The 16,022-nt window shown below is 52.9% G+C and carries 12 protein-coding genes; 11 read left to right on the plus strand and 1 reads right to left on the minus strand.

What is annotated here, in order from left to right; all coding sequences use genetic code 11:
• The first annotated feature begins 528 nt into the window (after window positions 1–528).
• Window positions 529–1,215 (plus strand): sugar transferase, encoded by a 687-nt coding sequence (locus ARCT_RS0103950; RefSeq protein ID WP_084300723.1) that lies wholly within the window; start codon window positions 529–531, stop codon window positions 1,213–1,215.
• Window positions 1,216–1,340: 125 nt separating this feature from the next.
• Complete coding sequence (locus ARCT_RS0103955) at window positions 1,341–3,464, plus strand: GumC family protein (protein ID WP_322786397.1); 2,124 nt, start codon at window positions 1,341–1,343, stop codon at window positions 3,462–3,464.
• 95 nt (window positions 3,465–3,559) lie between these two features.
• Here the strand turns inward: ARCT_RS0103955 and ARCT_RS27810 are convergent, their stop codons facing one another.
• Window positions 3,560–3,877, minus strand: coding sequence for a hypothetical protein (locus tag ARCT_RS27810; RefSeq protein WP_154665287.1), 318 nt, complete (start codon window positions 3,875–3,877; stop codon window positions 3,560–3,562).
• Window positions 3,878–4,262: 385 nt separating this feature from the next.
• Here ARCT_RS27810 and ARCT_RS0103960 point away from each other — a divergent pair, with 385 nt between their 5' ends.
• From ARCT_RS0103960 to ARCT_RS0104000, 9 genes are all read left to right on the plus strand, one after another.
• On the plus strand, window positions 4,263–6,326 hold the full coding sequence (locus ARCT_RS0103960) for a YjbH domain-containing protein (protein WP_084300727.1): 2,064 nt from the start codon (window positions 4,263–4,265) through the stop codon (window positions 6,324–6,326).
• The gene (locus tag ARCT_RS25305; protein ID WP_240476239.1) at window positions 6,323–6,961 is read left to right on the plus strand and encodes a YjbF family lipoprotein; all 639 of its coding nucleotides are present in this window, start codon (window positions 6,323–6,325) and stop codon (window positions 6,959–6,961) included. The genes ARCT_RS0103960 and ARCT_RS25305 overlap by 4 nt, the downstream gene beginning before the upstream one ends.
• A gap of 32 nt (window positions 6,962–6,993) precedes the next feature.
• Window positions 6,994–8,373 carry a polysaccharide biosynthesis/export family protein gene (locus tag ARCT_RS0103970; RefSeq protein ID WP_027238916.1) on the plus strand — a complete coding sequence of 460 codons (1,380 nt, stop codon included), beginning with the start codon at window positions 6,994–6,996 and terminating at the stop codon, window positions 8,371–8,373.
• Between the two features lie 121 nt (window positions 8,374–8,494).
• On the plus strand, window positions 8,495–10,564 hold the full coding sequence (locus ARCT_RS26945; protein ID WP_161631287.1) for a glycosyltransferase: 2,070 nt from the start codon (window positions 8,495–8,497) through the stop codon (window positions 10,562–10,564).
• Between the two features lie 329 nt (window positions 10,565–10,893).
• The gene (locus tag ARCT_RS0103980; protein ID WP_027238917.1) at window positions 10,894–11,748 is read left to right on the plus strand and encodes a glycosyltransferase; all 855 of its coding nucleotides are present in this window, start codon (window positions 10,894–10,896) and stop codon (window positions 11,746–11,748) included.
• A gap of 50 nt (window positions 11,749–11,798) precedes the next feature.
• A complete protein-coding gene (locus tag ARCT_RS0103985) occupies window positions 11,799–13,106 on the plus strand; it encodes an O-antigen ligase family protein (protein ID WP_161631288.1) in 1,308 nt (435 codons plus the stop codon).
• 9 nt (window positions 13,107–13,115) lie between these two features.
• Window positions 13,116–14,465 (plus strand): lipopolysaccharide biosynthesis protein, encoded by a 1,350-nt coding sequence (locus ARCT_RS0103990; RefSeq protein ID WP_027238919.1) that lies wholly within the window; start codon window positions 13,116–13,118, stop codon window positions 14,463–14,465.
• Between the two features lie 430 nt (window positions 14,466–14,895).
• Complete coding sequence (locus tag ARCT_RS25315) at window positions 14,896–15,603, plus strand: ParA family protein (protein ID WP_051360532.1); 708 nt, start codon at window positions 14,896–14,898, stop codon at window positions 15,601–15,603.
• A complete protein-coding gene (locus ARCT_RS0104000) occupies window positions 15,603–16,001 on the plus strand; it encodes a hypothetical protein (RefSeq protein WP_027238920.1) in 399 nt (132 codons plus the stop codon). The genes ARCT_RS25315 and ARCT_RS0104000 overlap by 1 nt, the downstream gene beginning before the upstream one ends.
• Window positions 16,002–16,022 lie beyond the last annotated feature (21 nt).

Raw genomic sequence — 16,022 nt, forward strand, 5'->3', positions numbered from 1 at the left:
AGGTGAGATCTCTTTTGTAAGCATGAACTCCGCCAATACCTTCAAACCGGGGTAGGTTTGTGCGCATTTCGTACAAAAGCGTGTGCGAAACACTACGCTATGATGATGAACTGCGGCACTTGGGTCTTTTCCTCCAATTTCCCGGAGGAGAACAAAAAGGTATCCCCGCCGGTTTTGGGGAATAAGGTAGGGTTTTGAATGCCCCCGCCCCCTGAGGTGGGGTTTATAAAGGTGTCATTTTTTAGGAGTAAGTGTGAGAGAAGCGCCCAAAGGTTGTGCGTTGTGCGAGGGGGATAGTTTGAAGTATGACAGCGCCGCGGCCCCCTATTTTATTGAAAAACTTAGTTTAGTTGCCGAAAACTGATGGTTTTCTCTTGTTGATCTCGATGCGGACTCGCGTTAACTAAGACTCAAGAATTTGAAGAAAATTTTATTAGATTTGGCTAGGAAGTGAATCTAGGTAAGTAATTTTTGCCCTGTTTTCAGGTGTTTTGGGTATCGGTTTAATTTTATCTTAAGGTTGAGAGTATGCAGCATTCAGTTCCCTTCCATCAGCGTTTAAACGATTACGCCTCCGCAGTTGACATCGTTCCTCAACCAGTAGGGATTTATCACGCCTTTGGAAAAAGGGCATTTGATCTGGTGCTTGCCTTTATTTTACTGCCTGTTCTAACGCCAATCATTCTTGGGTTGTGGGCTTATTCCCGTCGAGATGGCGCACCTGGGTTCTTTGGGCACGCCCGTATTGGCCAGAATGGGGAGGTTTTCAAATGTTGGAAGGTACGCAGTATGGTTGCAGATGCCGAATCCCGACTTGAAGCCTATCTGAAGGCCAATCCAGAAGCGGCGGCAGAATGGGCCAGGGATCACAAACTCACAAATGACCCAAGGATTACCCGGTTTGGACAGTTCATACGTAAGACAAGCCTCGATGAGTTGCCCCAAATCTGGAATGTGCTCAAAGGCGAGATGAGCTTTGTCGGACCGCGCCCGGTGGTAACAAAAGAGCTGGAAAAATATGGCCAAGATCTGCCCTCTTATCTAGCGCAAAAGCCCGGTATCACAGGGCTATGGCAGGTCTCGGGTCGCAATGACGTTAGCTACTGTGAACGAGTACAAATGGATGTGGACTACCTTGAAAAACGCAGTTTTCTCATGGATTTGAAAATCATCGGAAAAACCGCGTTTTCCGTTCTCGGGCGTACCGGCCGCTGAGGGGCTCGTAACACGAACTGGACCATGGTACGTTTTTATAGTTATTTCTACAGGCTATCCGTGCTGCTAGGTGCGGGTAGCCTATCCATTTTGAAGGTCCCTTTTGACAAATGAAGCAATCTCCTTTGACCAACGTTGCACAGATCCACCGGCGTCAGGCTCCTGAAACTGACACGCCAGAGGACGATGTCATTGACATTGGGGCTCTCATTGCAACTCTTTGGCGCGGAAAATGGATTGTGCTACTCACGACCCTGATTGCGATCATCCTGGGTGGGTATTACGCCTATGTGGCAGCGACGCCGCTTTACACCTCCAGTGCGGTGGTGATGCTGGAAACAGATCAGAAAAGTATCGTGGACCTTGAAAGCGTCGTGGGCGGTCTGACTGGGGATAGTACTGAGGTCAACTCAGAGCTCGAAGTGTTGAAATCCCGCGGCCTGATGGGGAAGGTCGTCGACCAACTCGATCTGGTCTCGGACCCTGAATTCAACGATGTCCTTCAACTGCCCTCTGCTATTGTTGGGCTGAAGGATCAGGTTAAGGCCTTGTTGGGGGTAACAGATGCTCCGGCAGATTTCTCGGATAGCCTTCAGGAAAAAATCACTCGGGATAGTGTGATCTCTGCACTTCTGGAACGTGTTGCAGTACGAAATGTACCATTGAGCTTAGTTTTTCAGGTGACCGTGACCACTGAGGCTTCCGTCAAATCCGCACTGATCGCGGATACAATTGTGGATCTCTATATCCTCAATCAGATCGAGGTTAAATTTGACGCAACTGAGCAGGCAACCACCTGGCTAACGGACAGGGTTGCCGAACTGCAGGTCCAGCTCGAAGTAGCAGAGGCTAAGGTCACTGAGTTCAATGGCTCTACGGCCTTGATTTCACCGGAGGTCCTGCAGGCCCAGGAAGTTCAGCTAAAAGATCTGCGGGAGCGGATCTTGCTGGCCAAAGCCTCAGAAGGGGCGGCGCTCGCCCGGTACAATGATTTGAAAGCAGCGGAAGGACGTACAGCGCAGGCGGAGCTGAGTGGGGATCCACAATTGCAGCGGCTGTTGCGCCAGATCGACACGCAGCCTACTGCTGCCTCCTCCTTTGATACCACTTTTCAGCGGCTGCTGTCCCGGGCTGGACTTGAAGCCCGCCGTGCGACGCAACAGGTTGCATCGTTGGAGCTGTCTGAGCGTGGCCTTTCCGAGCAAGTCGCGCAGCAAAACACGGATCTAATTACCTTGCAGCAGCTGACCCGTGAAGCCGAAGCGAACCGTTTGCTGTACGAGTATTTCCTTACCCGCCTGAAAGAAACCTCTGCGCAGGAAGGGATCCAGAAAGCAGACAGCCGGATGCTGTCTCAGGCTGTGGTGCCGCAGAAGCCTTCAGAGCCAAAGAAACCCCTGATCCTCGCTATGAGCGGTATTCTGGGTCTGATGCTGGGCACCGGACTTGTACTTCTGGCAGAGGCCCGCCGCAGCGGGTTCCGGTCCAGTAAGGATCTTGAGCAACGTACCGGATATAGCGTTCTGGGACAAATCCCCACCTTCCCGGCCAATGGGCCGCGCAAGATTTTGCAATACCTTTCTGATAAACCCTCTTCTGCAACCGCAGAGGCCGTGCGCAATCTGCGTACCTCTATCTTGCTGTCCAATGTGGATACCCCGCCTCAGGTGATCATGATGACCTCGTCGTTGCCGGGAGAAGGAAAGACCACCAACTCGCTTGCACTAGCGCAGAACTTTACCGGAGTAGGCAAGAAGGTTCTACTAATTGAGGGGGACCTCAGACGCCTGACTTTGACGGCACAGTTACAGGGCAAGCCGTTAAAAGGTATCGTCTCGGTATTGACGGGTGATGCCACCTTGGAAGAGGCCGTGTTTCGCGATGAGCTGGTCGGATGTGATGTTTTGGCCGGCGAAAAAACGTCAACAAATGCTGCGGATCTCTTTGCCTCAGAAAAGTTTCGTAAGCTGATCGAAGATCTGCGCGAGATTTATGATGTGATCCTGATCGACACGCCGCCCGTGCTTTTGGTCTCGGATGCGCGTTTGATTGCCCGCCACGTGGATGCCGCTCTTTTGACGATCAAGTGGGACACGACGTCTGATCAGGATGTGATGGAATCTTTGCGCTTGTTCCATACAGACAGCTTGCGCCTGTCGGGCCTGGTTTTGGGGCAGATCAATGCGCGTCGGATGAAGTCCTATGGCTATAGCTACGGCAACTACGGCTCAGCCTATTATTCAAACTAACGATACCTACCATCCTGGGATAGGTTCAGGAATGAGGCTGTATGGACAACAAAGGCGCGCCCGATCCGGACGCGCCTTTGTTCTTACTTAGATCTTTAATTCGTGCTGGTGGTGCTGGTCGTCGATGGTGTCGAGCCACCACTGCCTGCAGCTGCAACACCTGCTGCTGCAGCGACGGCACCCAAGGCTGGCGCAACAAGCGGCACAAAACCAGTAACCCCGGCAGCCGCAGCGGCTCCCGCAGCTCCGGCGCCTGCACCCGCTCCGGCGCCTGCACCCGCTCCGGCGCCCGCACCCGCTCCGGCGCCCGCACCCGCTCCGGTGCCCGCACCCGCTCCGGTGCTCGGGACAGTGACCTGCGCTGAAAGAGAGGTTGCAGTTAGAGCAAGGGCCAAAATGGTAATTCTGATCATTAGAAATACTCCTAAACACATTCCCGCAAAGACTATCATACTTGGTTGATGCTGAGAATGTTAGATTATGCAACAGACAGTGAATTAAGCCCATGGAGAGCCGCATTTCTGGCGTTATTATTTTACATCAGGGCTACTGTTGCCTGTCTTGACGCCGTTTGAGAAGAAAGGCCTACGGATGAGGCAGTTATTGTGAGTTTTAGCACGCACTGCAGACAGAATCACATGATGCAAAAACAACCCATACAGGCGCGAACTTTCAACAATCCGGGCGACACGGGGTGGTCGTTCATCTAGTAAAAACGTGAGTTAACAAAATAGATTAAATCCAGTGAAGCTTTTTACCGCCAAATGCTTAGTGAGCCTATGCCTCTCTGTGTCTGCAGTGAGCTTATCAACAGCAACGGCTCAGACGATTTCCAACTATGGGACACCTGGCCTTCTGGAGATCCCCACGGCAGAGATGTTCGAGGATGGCACTCTCGCGTTTACTGGTAGCATGCTTGACGGTACCCTACGTACAACCATGACCTTTCAGATGCTTCCTTGGGTGCATGGCAGTTTTCGTTACGCGGTGATTGACGGATTTGATGGTGCAATTGGTAATCGGTATGACCGTAGCTTTGACATCCATTTTCAGCTTCGCGAAGAAAGCAGTCGCGCGCCGGCCGTTGCCCTGGGCCTCAGGGATTTTGGCGGGACCGGGATTTATGCGTCAGAATACTTAGTCGCGACTAAAACCATCCAGGAGCGCTTTAAACTCACAGCTGGGATTGGCTGGGGCAGGATCGCAGGGCGCGGCAGCTTCAGCAATCCTCTAGGGCATTTCTTCGAAAGATTTAATACAAGACCAGGCTCTGGTGCCGGTGGTATTGGAACTACTGGACAGTTAGATTTTGGGAACTGGTTCCGCGGAGATGCTGCACTGTTTGGTGGTGTTAGCTGGCGTTACAGTGATCGCCTCACTTTTATGGCTGAATACTCTCCTGATCTATACCCGAGAGAAACTCAAAATATCGGATTTGAGGCGCGATCACCTCTGAACGTTGGCGTCCAGTATAGATTCAAAAACGGTGCGCAGCTCACTGGATCTTATCTTTATGGGTCCACCCTTGGTTTCAGCTACACCTACTTTATAGACCCCAAAAAGAGCGTAGCCCCGGGCGGCCAAGGCGCTTCGCCGCCTCCTTTGTTACCAGTTGACCGAGTGGCCCTAGCGAGTTGGAATCTTGACGATGACACTGGTAGACCAGCGCAAAAACAGGCGGTTTTACGGCAACAGCTGAACGAGCAGGGGCTGCGGCTGGTTTCTTTGGAGCGGCATGGCGAAACCGTCAGTATCGGCGTGGAAAATGGCACCTATGGCCAGGCGGCGCAGGCGGTTGGGCGCGCAGCGCGTGTTCTGGCCAACACCCAGGAGCCAGAGGTCGAAGCCTTTGATATCGCGATAGTCAGCAATGGGGTGCCTCTCAGCTCGGTGCGCATTAACCGTGCCGATCTTTATGAGTTGGAGTACGATCCAGACGGGGCTTGGCGCAGCTTTGCCCGTGCGGAGGTTTCCAATGCGGTGCCGCTTTTTGAAGGCCATCTGACCGAGGGCGCTTTTCCTGATTTCAAGTATCGTATCGGCCCCTATTTTCAGGCGTCTTTCTTTGATCCTGACTCGCCGTTGCGGTATGAAATTGGCGCGACACTGGGCGCGGACTATACTCTGCGCCCAGGCTTTAGCTTGTCCGGTTCGGTCCGTATGCCTTTGGCTGGCAACCTGGACACTGTAACGCGAGTGTCTAATTCTGTTTTGCCTAAGGTCCGGTCGAATTGGGGGCGCTACGCAAAAGAATCCGACCTACGGCTAGAACACCTGACCGCAGAACATATCTGGCAGCCGGGTCGCGATCTCTATGCCCGCGCTACCTTTGGCTATCTTGAAACCATGTATGGTGGGCTTTCTGCTGAGCTGCTCTGGTTCCCGATCAACAGCCGTCTGGCGGTTGGGGGTGAATTGAACTACGTCAAACAGCGCGATTTTGATGTTCTCTTTGGGTTCCAGGACTATTCCGTCGCGACTGGTCACATCTCAGCTTACTACGACTTGCCCGGCGACTACCATGCGCAGGTGGATGTGGGTCGGTATCTCGCCGGTGATTACGGGGCGACCCTCTCTGTGGATCGAGAGTTCAACAATGGTTTTAAGGTTGGTGCGTTTTTCACTCTGACCGATGTTGGCTTTAGCGACTTTGGCGAGGGCTCCTTTGACAAAGGTATTCGGCTTGAAATTCCCGTTTCCTGGCTCACTGGTCGTCCCACGCGTAACAAGCTAGGGCAGGTGATCCGGCCGGTTCTGCGCGATGGTGGCGCACGGCTTAATGTGCGCAACCGCCTTTATGGCTTTACCCGCGAAGCGCGCAGCCAACAGTTGGCCAAAGGCTGGGGGCGGTTCCTGCGATGATCCGGCGCCTTTTCCCCTTTGTCTTGCTTAGCCTGCTGGTTGCCTGCGGTGATGCAAAGGACGATTTTGATCTCTTGCGCGGCTCTCTGAACCGCGATGCGCCGCGGTTTCATCCGCGCGCCAATGCACTGGCCTCGGTGCGCCCGATCCCCCCCCGCCTGGAGGTGGGCTTTCCCAGCCGTGATCTCTCTGGGGTCATGCTGCTGGAAACCCAGCGCGCCGGCACTGAAACTTGGCTAACGGCGGATGGCGCCACCATCACGCTAAAGGGCGGCATGCTGACATCTGCCAAGGGTTTTGGCTCTGGACTTTCCGGCTCCGACATCGACCAGAGCCTGGAACTGGTGCAGGCGGGGCAAGCCGGAACCGCCGAGCGGTTCCACAGTTTTCTGAATGGCAATGACGAGATCGAGCTGCATGCCTACCGGTGCGAAATCACCCCACAGGGCCGCGCGGAGATTTTTGTCCAAGGTTTGGCGATTTCGGCTCTGAAGATGGAAGAGGACTGTTTTGGAGCCGATCAGGTTTTCAGCAACACCTATTGGCTGCGCCCCAATAGCCCTGAGATTATCCAGTCTTCGCAGTGGACTGGTGACTTTCTCGGCAACCTCTTTATGAAGAGGGTACCAGAGTGAATTTGAGATTTTTAGTGATTGGAGACAGCATCGTGCGCCCATTGACCCTTGCTTGTAGCGCCCTTGCCCTAGCCGGGATCTTGGCGGGATGTTCTACAATCTATCGCAGCCCTTCTGTCAAAGCCGGTGTGTCTGACACCGGAAAGGTCCGTGTAGTGGCAATGACGCCAGAAACGGTTCTGGTGGCTAACCGCGCGTCATATCAGCCTAAAACGTTGCCTGTGGTCTTTGGTTTGTCGGCTGGATCCGGTGCCGGCGCGTCCCCGCGCGGAATTGGTACACTGCCTGCGGCCCCCTCGACCCAGGATGGTGTGCGTAATACGCTGCGCCTGGATCCCCCACCTCCTGTCACCAATAGTCCCTATACCATCGGCGTGGGCGATGTTGTCGTACTCTCGACCCCGTCTACCCAGGGCACCGTGGGCGAGCTATCCGGGCTTTTGGCCGCGCAGAATAGTCGCAATGGCTATACCGTTCAGGATGATGGCTCGATCAATATCCCGGATGTGGGCCGCGTACGTCTTGCCGGCCTCACGGTGGACGAGGGCGAAGCGCTCTTGTTCCAGCGCCTAGTCGAAAGCCAGCTGGATCCGACATTCAGCCTTGAAGTCTCAGAATTTAACTCTCGCCGCGTCTCGGTAGGCGGGGCTGTCGGACAGCCAGGTGTTATGCCGATCACGCTCACACCGTTGACTTTGGGCGAAGCCCTCTCCAGCGCGGGCTCAGTCTCCGTTGGGGATATTGATGTGAGTTCTGTGCGCATATACCGCGAAGGGCAGATGTACCAAATCCCGCTGGAAGATCTCTATTCCCGCTCAGACCTGCAAAACCTGCATTTGGTCGCCGGAGATTCAGTCTTTGTGGATACTGATTACGATCTCAATCGTGCTGAACGGTATTTTGTCCAGCAGATTCAACGGGTGCAGACAACTGTTTCTGGCCGTGAAATCGCGCTGGATGAGCTGACAGCTGCCATTACCCTGCGTCGCGCAGACCTGAATGAGCGACGCGATAACTTCACCCGGACTCTCGATCTCGACGGGGTTGATCGCGACTATGTCTACCTGAGCGGCGAAGTACGCACCCAAGGCCGCTACACGCTGCCGTTTAACCGCAAGGCGGTGCTGGCGGATGCCCTGTTCGATACCGGCGGCGGCATCGCAAAGGAAACCGGCGATGCATCGGAGGTCTATGTACTGCGGGCCTCAGATGATCTGCGCGAATTTGGTGCTGTGACTGCTTGGCACCTTGACGTGCGCAATGCTGCAAACCTCGCGATGGCATCCAAGTTTGAACTGCGGCCAGATGACATTGTGTTTATCGCTGAAAATCCTGTGACCCGTTGGGGGCGTACGATAGATCAGATTACGCCGTCACTGATTACTGCACCAATCAATGCGCTTGGGGATTGATTGGTGCAGACTGCATCAATTACATGAGGAAGAGCTGCGAAGGGCAAGAGTATTTTTCTAAACTAAGCTGAGTACCCCCAGTCGCGCAATGTAAAAGCCGCCGTACGGGCTTTTTACGGCAGTGCAAGAGATTTTGCAGAAAGACATTGAAATGCTCAATGGAATAATAGGCAGAAACCCATACCGAAAAAGTGCTGGTTTGGGTTCTGTTGTAAAAAAAATTGCCCAGTTTATCGTTGGATCGAGCGAATTATTTCTTGTTCTCAACGTTCCTCTTTATAGAGCTTGGCTGAGACGCCGTATCTCGCGACCCCTTGATTTACTGGTGATCGGAGCTCAGAAATCAGGGACTACATGGGTGCATGCGCAACTTCAAGATCTCTGTCTCGCCAATGTGGCAGGAACCAAGGAATGCCATCATTTTGATCGTGGACGCATGTGGTCAATACGGCGGTACATAACTCAATATGCCGATGCCAAGGACGATCTGCCGCTGGTAGAGGTGGCTCCCGATTATGGACCGATGCCGCGCTGGCGCATCGCGGCAATTAGATCCTTGTTTCCCAATCTGCGTATCGCCTTCATCGCGCGCAACCCGATACAACGGGCTTGGTCAGGAACCCGCATGGAAACCGCCTTTGATCGCGGTTGGACCCTCGATGACGTTCCTGTCCGAGATCTCGTACATCATTTGCTACTGGGGCGGTCTCGCCGCTATTCGGACTACGCCACCCAAATGGAAACTTGGGAGGCTGTATTTGGAGCACATCGCGTGCGACTATATCCGTTCGAGCATATATCGGAAAACCCGGAATACATACTGAAAGATCTCCTAGATCATGCCGGTGGCCCGGTCCCGGATACCATAGAGGGTTTGACCCCAGAAGTTTTCCCCGGCAAGAAAACTGCCCTACCCGAAGCCGTCAAAACCCTTCTGATCCGCTATTATGGTCGCGAGATTGACCGTTTTGAGGCGTTTTTGGGTTCCGACGCTGACACGAATACCTGGCGACCCATTTTGGACAAGTGGCGGCGAGAGGCTGGCGACCTGATCTTGCCGCCCGAAAAAGAGCGGACATTGCTCTTCCTGTGCGGGTTCTCCCCCAATCCAAAGGCAAATTCCTCCGGGCAGAAACTCGCTTATGCCAAGATCGTGGCTCTCGCAGAGCGGTTCAAGGCAGTCAGTATCATCTACTTCGTGAACGATCTTGATGCGTTGGACTCATTTGAAGATGTGTGGCCCGCAAATGTCGCGGTAGCAGCGGTGATCCGCGTGCACAGGAACGATCAGATCAAGGGCCTATTGAAAACACCGGTACAGCCCATTTTTGCTTCAGCCCGGCGTATGGCCGGTCATGGTACACTTGAAACGTTGCTTAAGGATCCGAAATTCACTGATTTCTACGCAGATTTCACCCAAGGCCTCGCTGCTCTGTCCCCTGTAGACTTCCCGCTCTTCACGTTTCGGCAACATGATGTGGTATCAAAACTCTATGACCGGCAAGCTAGCCAACTGGACTGGAAACAAGCCTGGTTCTACGAATTTCAAAGCCGACGCGCCCAAGCTTGGCAGCTGCTTGCTTGGGATCGGGTGATGCGCCTCCGCACCTTGTCGCCGGATGACGCACGTGACATCAAGGCCCTCTTCCCTAGACAGGAGGCCGAAGCGGAGGCCGTGCGGGGCACCATTAATACTGAAGGAATGCTGCGCACTGCCGACAGTATCGTGCCAGGACGCATTGCGTTCTGGGGTAACATGGCCCGGCATGAAAATGTCGATGCCGTTATCCATTTCACGCAAAACATACTGCCACGCGTTCGCGAAGAGGTGCCACTGGCGCATTTATGGATTGTGGGAGCACACCCCACTCAGGACGTTCTGGCCCTGGAGGGTGAGTATGTTCACGTCACTGGCTTCATAGAGGATCCGGTGGAAATCTTCACCAGCCTAGATGTTGCCATCGCTCCTCTGCGGCTTGGATCTGGGGTCAAGATCAAAGTGTTCGAGACCATTGATGCTGGAATACCCACGGTGGTGTCGCCCGTGGGAGGTGAGGGGATCGAAGACCATCCCTTGCTGCATGTAGCACAGAGCGATGAGGACTTCGTTATTTCTGTTGCCGAGATACTGAAAAAATCCACAGATCCGGAGAGCATGAGTCGCAGAATACCACACCAGAAGTTAAGGTGAAATGGCGACTTATCGGCGTGTGATGTGGACAGAATGACACCGAGAAACTAGAGTGAAAGGAACCAGTATTCATATACAAAATACGATAAATTCCATTCGAACGATGAAATATAGAAAAGTTGTTATTTGACCAATTTACCTGCCCATGCCGAGAGTACCTATGCCCTCATTGACCCTAACGGGGTTAAGCCACCTTGGCGGTGATCTCGATATCCACGCCATACTGACGGGGTTATCGTCTTTTTTTTAACAGTGCGGTCTTTTCTGCAATTTTCGGATCTCTGTCCCACTCTATCAGGCCCCCGCGATTGCCATCTAGGAGACACGTCATGATTTATGATCAGCAGAAAACAGCGGTTTTGACAACGCTATATAAGTCGGATCGACTCGACTACATGGACGTCGCTATATCTTCAATAGAATTACAGGCCGGACTTGAGGGGCACCCACGCATCTATCTGTGCTGTGACGGACCCTTGCCGACCACCCATAATGCTTGGCTGCAAGACAACGCTGACAGGTTCTACCGCATCATTAGAAACGAGCGGAACATGGGACTCAGAACCGCCCTCAATCGGCTAATAGACATTTTGGAAGACGAGGCTTTCGTCTTCCGCATGGATGGCGATGACGTAAGTGACCCTGATCGCTTCATCACGCAGATCCGGTACATGCAGGCACATCCCGATATCGCCTTGGTCGGATGTCAAGCGCGTGACATAGACGAAGCGGGCATGGAAATTGGGCTACGGAACTTTCCACAGACTGCAGCAGCCTGTTCAGATGCGTTGATCAAACTCAATCCGGTTCTACATCCGACATTCTGCATGCGTGGTAACCTGCTTAGGGACAGCGCCATCCGGTATCCGGATGCCTATCTGTCAGAAGACCTTGCTTTCCTCGTGCTCTTGGCGGAACGAGGATATCTTTTCGCCAATGTACCTGAGCGGCTGTTCAACTGGCGCTTAGATGCTTCGTTTTTCGCGCGCCGCCGGTCACTGTGGAGAGGCCTAACTGAGCTACACTGGTACACTCGCGCTGTACGCGCCAAACGAGGATTTCTGAGCACCGCTTATCTCTATCCAATTGCCCGGCTGGGCTTGCGGATGATGCCAATCGCTGCACAGAGCTGGATCTATCGTAGTGCGCTACGCAATAAAATATCTGGGGGGGGGCAAGGCTGATTATGCGCCTGTTGTACCAGATCTTCATCGTGACCCTGCCATTTTGCGCAATGATCAAACCTGGACTACTGGGTAATTTCGACGCCAACCTCAGCCTCTTTCCCTTTCTAGTCTTGGCTATGCTATTGCTTCTGGATCGCTCTATCCTGAACGTACTGCAGCGCCACGGCCCCGAAGGTGCACTGGTGCGCATGATCGCAATTCTGTTCGTAATCGCCGGGGGGATGACCGTCTTTCACGGTGCCTTCCTGTCGGCGGTAGGGGCCTCTGCTTACGATACTAACCCATTGCGTAAGTCAATCGTGACAAGTATTGTCCCGATATTCCTTATCTTACTTATTTGTACGGCTGTGGTGATCGGAGAAAAGATGTCTCCCAGAGCCTTGCAACGTAGCATTGAGTTAGCTTTTGGCGCCTTCTTCGCTTACACTTTACTGCAAGTGGCCTCGAGCATTGTGGCCAACCCGTTTTATTCATCGCTCTGGCCGGTCTTCGAAGGCTCGCGCGATAATCTTGGCGTATCATATATCGAACGCTTTGGTCGGATCAACGGAACGACCATGGAACCCTCAGAATTTTCCAAACTCCTGTGTATTTTATTCCTGCCTTGGTTCGTCTATCCGGTCGAAGGAAGTATGCTTCTCAAGCGTGTATTGCTGGTCCTCGCGCTTGGTATGGCCTCGATGGCGCTCACAGGAATTTTCTTGGTGATTGTGGCGTTCTTCCTGATCACCTTATCCAACCGGGTGAAAGGTTGGAAGCGGCGTATGTTGATCGTTATTGGTCTTGTGGCCATGGTGTCGCTGATAGTGGCTGGAGATGTACTCTTTGCACAGATACTATCACGCCTCACTGCACTAAATGCAGACCCCTCAGCCATCATCCGCTTCTTTTACAATTATACCGCCGCTCAAATCGTGCTAGAGAACCCTATATTTGGCATCGGATGGTCAAATGAGATCTATTACTTCCCCCAAAGAGTGGTGGAGATTTCGTTCCTCTGGGAAGTGCGCAACGATTTGCTAACAGGCAATGCCCTGACTGCTAAGAGTCTGTTCTTACGCCTCTCAATGTACCTTGGCATTCCGTTGATGATTGTGCTCATTCTAACTATCATGATGAGCCTAAGAAAAACGCGGGGCGTCTTGCCAGATCGAGATGTGGCACGGGCGCGGATGACCTTCGTACTGCTAGGTACCTCCGCAATCATCGATGGTGGAATTATCACTTCATTTTACATGTGGTGTGCACCGGGGTTATGCCTCGGCGTTCTCATGCGGCAGCGCCGGATTAGGGAGCGAATCGCTCAGACCCAACGGCGGGTCCAAGCGGTAATATCTCCAGAACCAGTGAAATAGGCACACAAAATGGGTTTTCTACGTATCGTTCTGAGTTCCCTTGCATTACGAGTAATGGCCGCAACGGCGACCTACCTGTGCGTGTTTTTCTTAGGCCGCTGGTTAGGTCCCGAAGATTTCGGGCGCTTCGCGACCGTTTTAAGCTCAGTGCTCTTTATTATGACAGTGATTGCACTTGGCGTGCCGATGGGGTTTCTGCGCACCACGGGTGAGCTACGAGCCACTGACCGCCTGGATCTGTTGCAGAAGGTGATCCGGCGGGCTTCGCGCCTGCCTTTACGCCTGTCTCTAGTGCTTTCTCTTCTAGGAGTTTTCTACTCTGTTGCAATGGTCTGGTTTGAACCGGAGGTAAGGTTTTTCGAACGTCCCCTTGCTCTCATAGCTAGCTTCATGCTGTTGCCATTTTTCCTGATGGCTGAATTGAACGCATCGATCTTGCGAGGCTTCGATCGTATCGCTTTTGCCCTTGGTCCCCGCGATGTGCTCTGGCGTCTGTCCTTGCTCCCCATTGGTTATTGCGTTTCTCAGACGTTCGCGCCCGGAACACAGTTTTTTCCTCTCCTGCTCGTATCCATACCAGTTCTAGGGGGGCTCGTCGCTATGCAGCATCACCTGATCAAATCGGAGTTAGCCCAAATCACTGAAACAACAGTTCCTTCTGAGGAATCCTCGTACGACGTAGCACTCTGGAGTAAGATACGGCCCGTGATGCGCCGTCTATGGGTCACCAATATTACCGCGATCGGAATCAGTAACCTCGACGTCATCGCCATCGCAATATTCTTCTCAGAAGAGAGCGCCGGCCCCTATTTTCTGGCATCTCGAACGGCGAGTCTTGTATCATTCACCCAGAACGCTGTTGTTGTCGCACTTGGGCCTAGACTGTCTGCCTCGCATTTTTCTGGAAATTTCGACCGCCTGCGCTCGGACTTGGCGCTCGGAGCAACTCTGGCTTTCGTGCCTGCTTCAATAAGCTTTGGTATCCTAGCGCTTTACGGCGATGTTGTTCTCGAATTGGTAGGTGAGAATTTCGTACCCTTTTATCCTATTCTTCTGATTCTTGCCGGAGGTCACTTTTTTCGAGCAATTACAGGAGCTAGCGGGCTTTTACTCAATATGACCGGCCATGAGGTACTTAGCGTGAAGATTTCTGTTCTCGCGCTTTTCATAGCCATCGTGACAATCGGTCTGGGGGGGTACTTTTATGGCGTAACCGGAGTGGCCATTGGAGTGGCCGTGACCATGGTCGCCACGGAACTTACTGTGTACATTAGCAGCCGAATTGTCACGGGCTATGACGCAACACTGATCGGTTCAGTCGGCCAGTTGATAGGTGGTCGCGGGATTTCGGACCAGTAGCTAAGGTGGATCGACTTGTTGAGCAGCCCCACTTGAGTGGTCCATTTCCAAAGTTTAGAAATCGGCGGTCTTTGGGGGCTGTTGGCCCCGTCGGAAGGTTTGTGCGTAGGATCCAGTTGGACCTGTCCCGCTTTCGTGCCGCCCCAAGTGCTCGTTTACGTTTCCTTCCGTTCCCACCCTCGTATAGCAGGTGTATGCGCGGCTCGTTTGATGACGCGCAGGGGGCATCCCGCGACAAAGATCGCAGGCGGGATCGCGATGATGGGCAAGAGCGGTAGAGGACAATTTTCTCATAATAGTTATCCGATTAGTTAACTGTTAACATTACAGGTAACAGTTAACTAATCGGATAACGGTTGACTGATGGTGTTCGACTATGAGATGATTATTGTGCCAAGTCTTTTTAGTATAACAAAAACATCGAGCAGATATGCCAGTCATTACATTCTTTCAAACAAAAGGCGGCACTGGTAAAACCACATCCGCCTTCTTGCTTGCTGAGCTTCTTGGCAAGGGTAATTCCGTCACGGTTATTGAAGCCGATCAGAATGAACCCTTTAAAGAATGGGTTCAAGCTGGAGGCAATGAACATGGGTTTGAGATCGTTCCGGCCTTTGAAGAGGACGAAATTGTTCAGGCGATTCACGCAGCAACCCTGCGTAGCGCGTTCGTAATCGTGGATTGTGAAGGGAGCGCAAATCTCACGGCAGCGCGTGCGGCGTCTGTTTCGGATTTGGTTATCGTCACGACGAACGGTAAGCCTTTGGACCAACGACATGCAGGGAAAGCGATTAAGTATGTGCGTGAAGTTGGCCGCAAGCTCAACCGTGATATCCCGATCCGCGTGTTATTGACCATGCAGCCCGCCGTGGCCCGGTCACGGACACTCAAACAGGCTGAGGAAGATATGCGTGAGCATGGGATTGAGGTCTTCAACACTCAACTCATCATGCGTGATGCTTTTGCTGCGATTTTTGGCTACTGTACTACGCTCTTCAACCTCGATCCGAAAAAGGTGAACGACCCATCCAAGGCTTACTTCAATGCTAAAGTGTATGCACTTGAAGTCGCTCGTACTCTTAAGTCTCTTGAGGCAGATACTTGTGGAGTTGAGCCAAACGTCCGGGAGGCCGTCTGATGACAAATGAAGGCGGCATCCGTAGCGCATTTGATGATGAAGATGGCGATGATCTACTCGCCAGTTTCTCTCCAAAGCCAGCAATTACTCCACCACCAGCACAAGATGTTAAGACTGTTCAAGCGGTTGAGAAAGTTGCCGAAAAGCGGGGGTTCCAGAAACGCGCAAAGCCCAAAAAGGGCACGATGCGCCGTTCACAGTTCTATCAGACAGGTCGCAATGCGCAGATAGCTATGAAGGGTAGGGCAGAAGATAAGGAGCGTATTGTCGCCATTTGTGATCGGCAAGATTGGGTGCAGGGGCAGCTCATCCAGTATGCGCTTGATGCTTTGCAAGAGAAGCTGGCTGATCCAGAAGACCCGTTTTGGTCAGATCGTAGCTTTGAGGGTGTCGACTAGAATCGCCCGCCACGCGCGCTG

This window comes from Pseudophaeobacter arcticus DSM 23566, assembly GCF_000473205.1.
Lineage (GTDB): Bacteria > Pseudomonadota > Alphaproteobacteria > Rhodobacterales > Rhodobacteraceae > Pseudophaeobacter > Pseudophaeobacter arcticus.

Bases quoted from the DNA above. Each gene is read 5' to 3' on its own strand.
- ARCT_RS0103950 (WP_084300723.1), top strand. From the start codon at position 529: ATGCAGCATTCAGTTCCCTTCCATCAGCGTTTAAACGATTACGCCTCC.
- ARCT_RS27810 (WP_154665287.1), bottom strand. From the start codon at position 3,877: ATGATCAGAATTACCATTTTGGCCCTTGCTCTAACTGCAACCTCTCTT.
- ARCT_RS25305 (WP_240476239.1), top strand. From the start codon at position 6,323: ATGATCCGGCGCCTTTTCCCCTTTGTCTTGCTTAGCCTGCTGGTTGCC.
- ARCT_RS0103980 (WP_027238917.1), top strand. From the start codon at position 10,894: ATGATTTATGATCAGCAGAAAACAGCGGTTTTGACAACGCTATATAAG.
- ARCT_RS0103985 (WP_161631288.1), top strand. From the start codon at position 11,799: ATGATCAAACCTGGACTACTGGGTAATTTCGACGCCAACCTCAGCCTC.
- ARCT_RS0103990 (WP_027238919.1), top strand. From the start codon at position 13,116: ATGGGTTTTCTACGTATCGTTCTGAGTTCCCTTGCATTACGAGTAATG.
- ARCT_RS25315 (WP_051360532.1), top strand. From the start codon at position 14,896: ATGCCAGTCATTACATTCTTTCAAACAAAAGGCGGCACTGGTAAAACC.
- ARCT_RS0104000 (WP_027238920.1), top strand. From the start codon at position 15,603: ATGACAAATGAAGGCGGCATCCGTAGCGCATTTGATGATGAAGATGGC.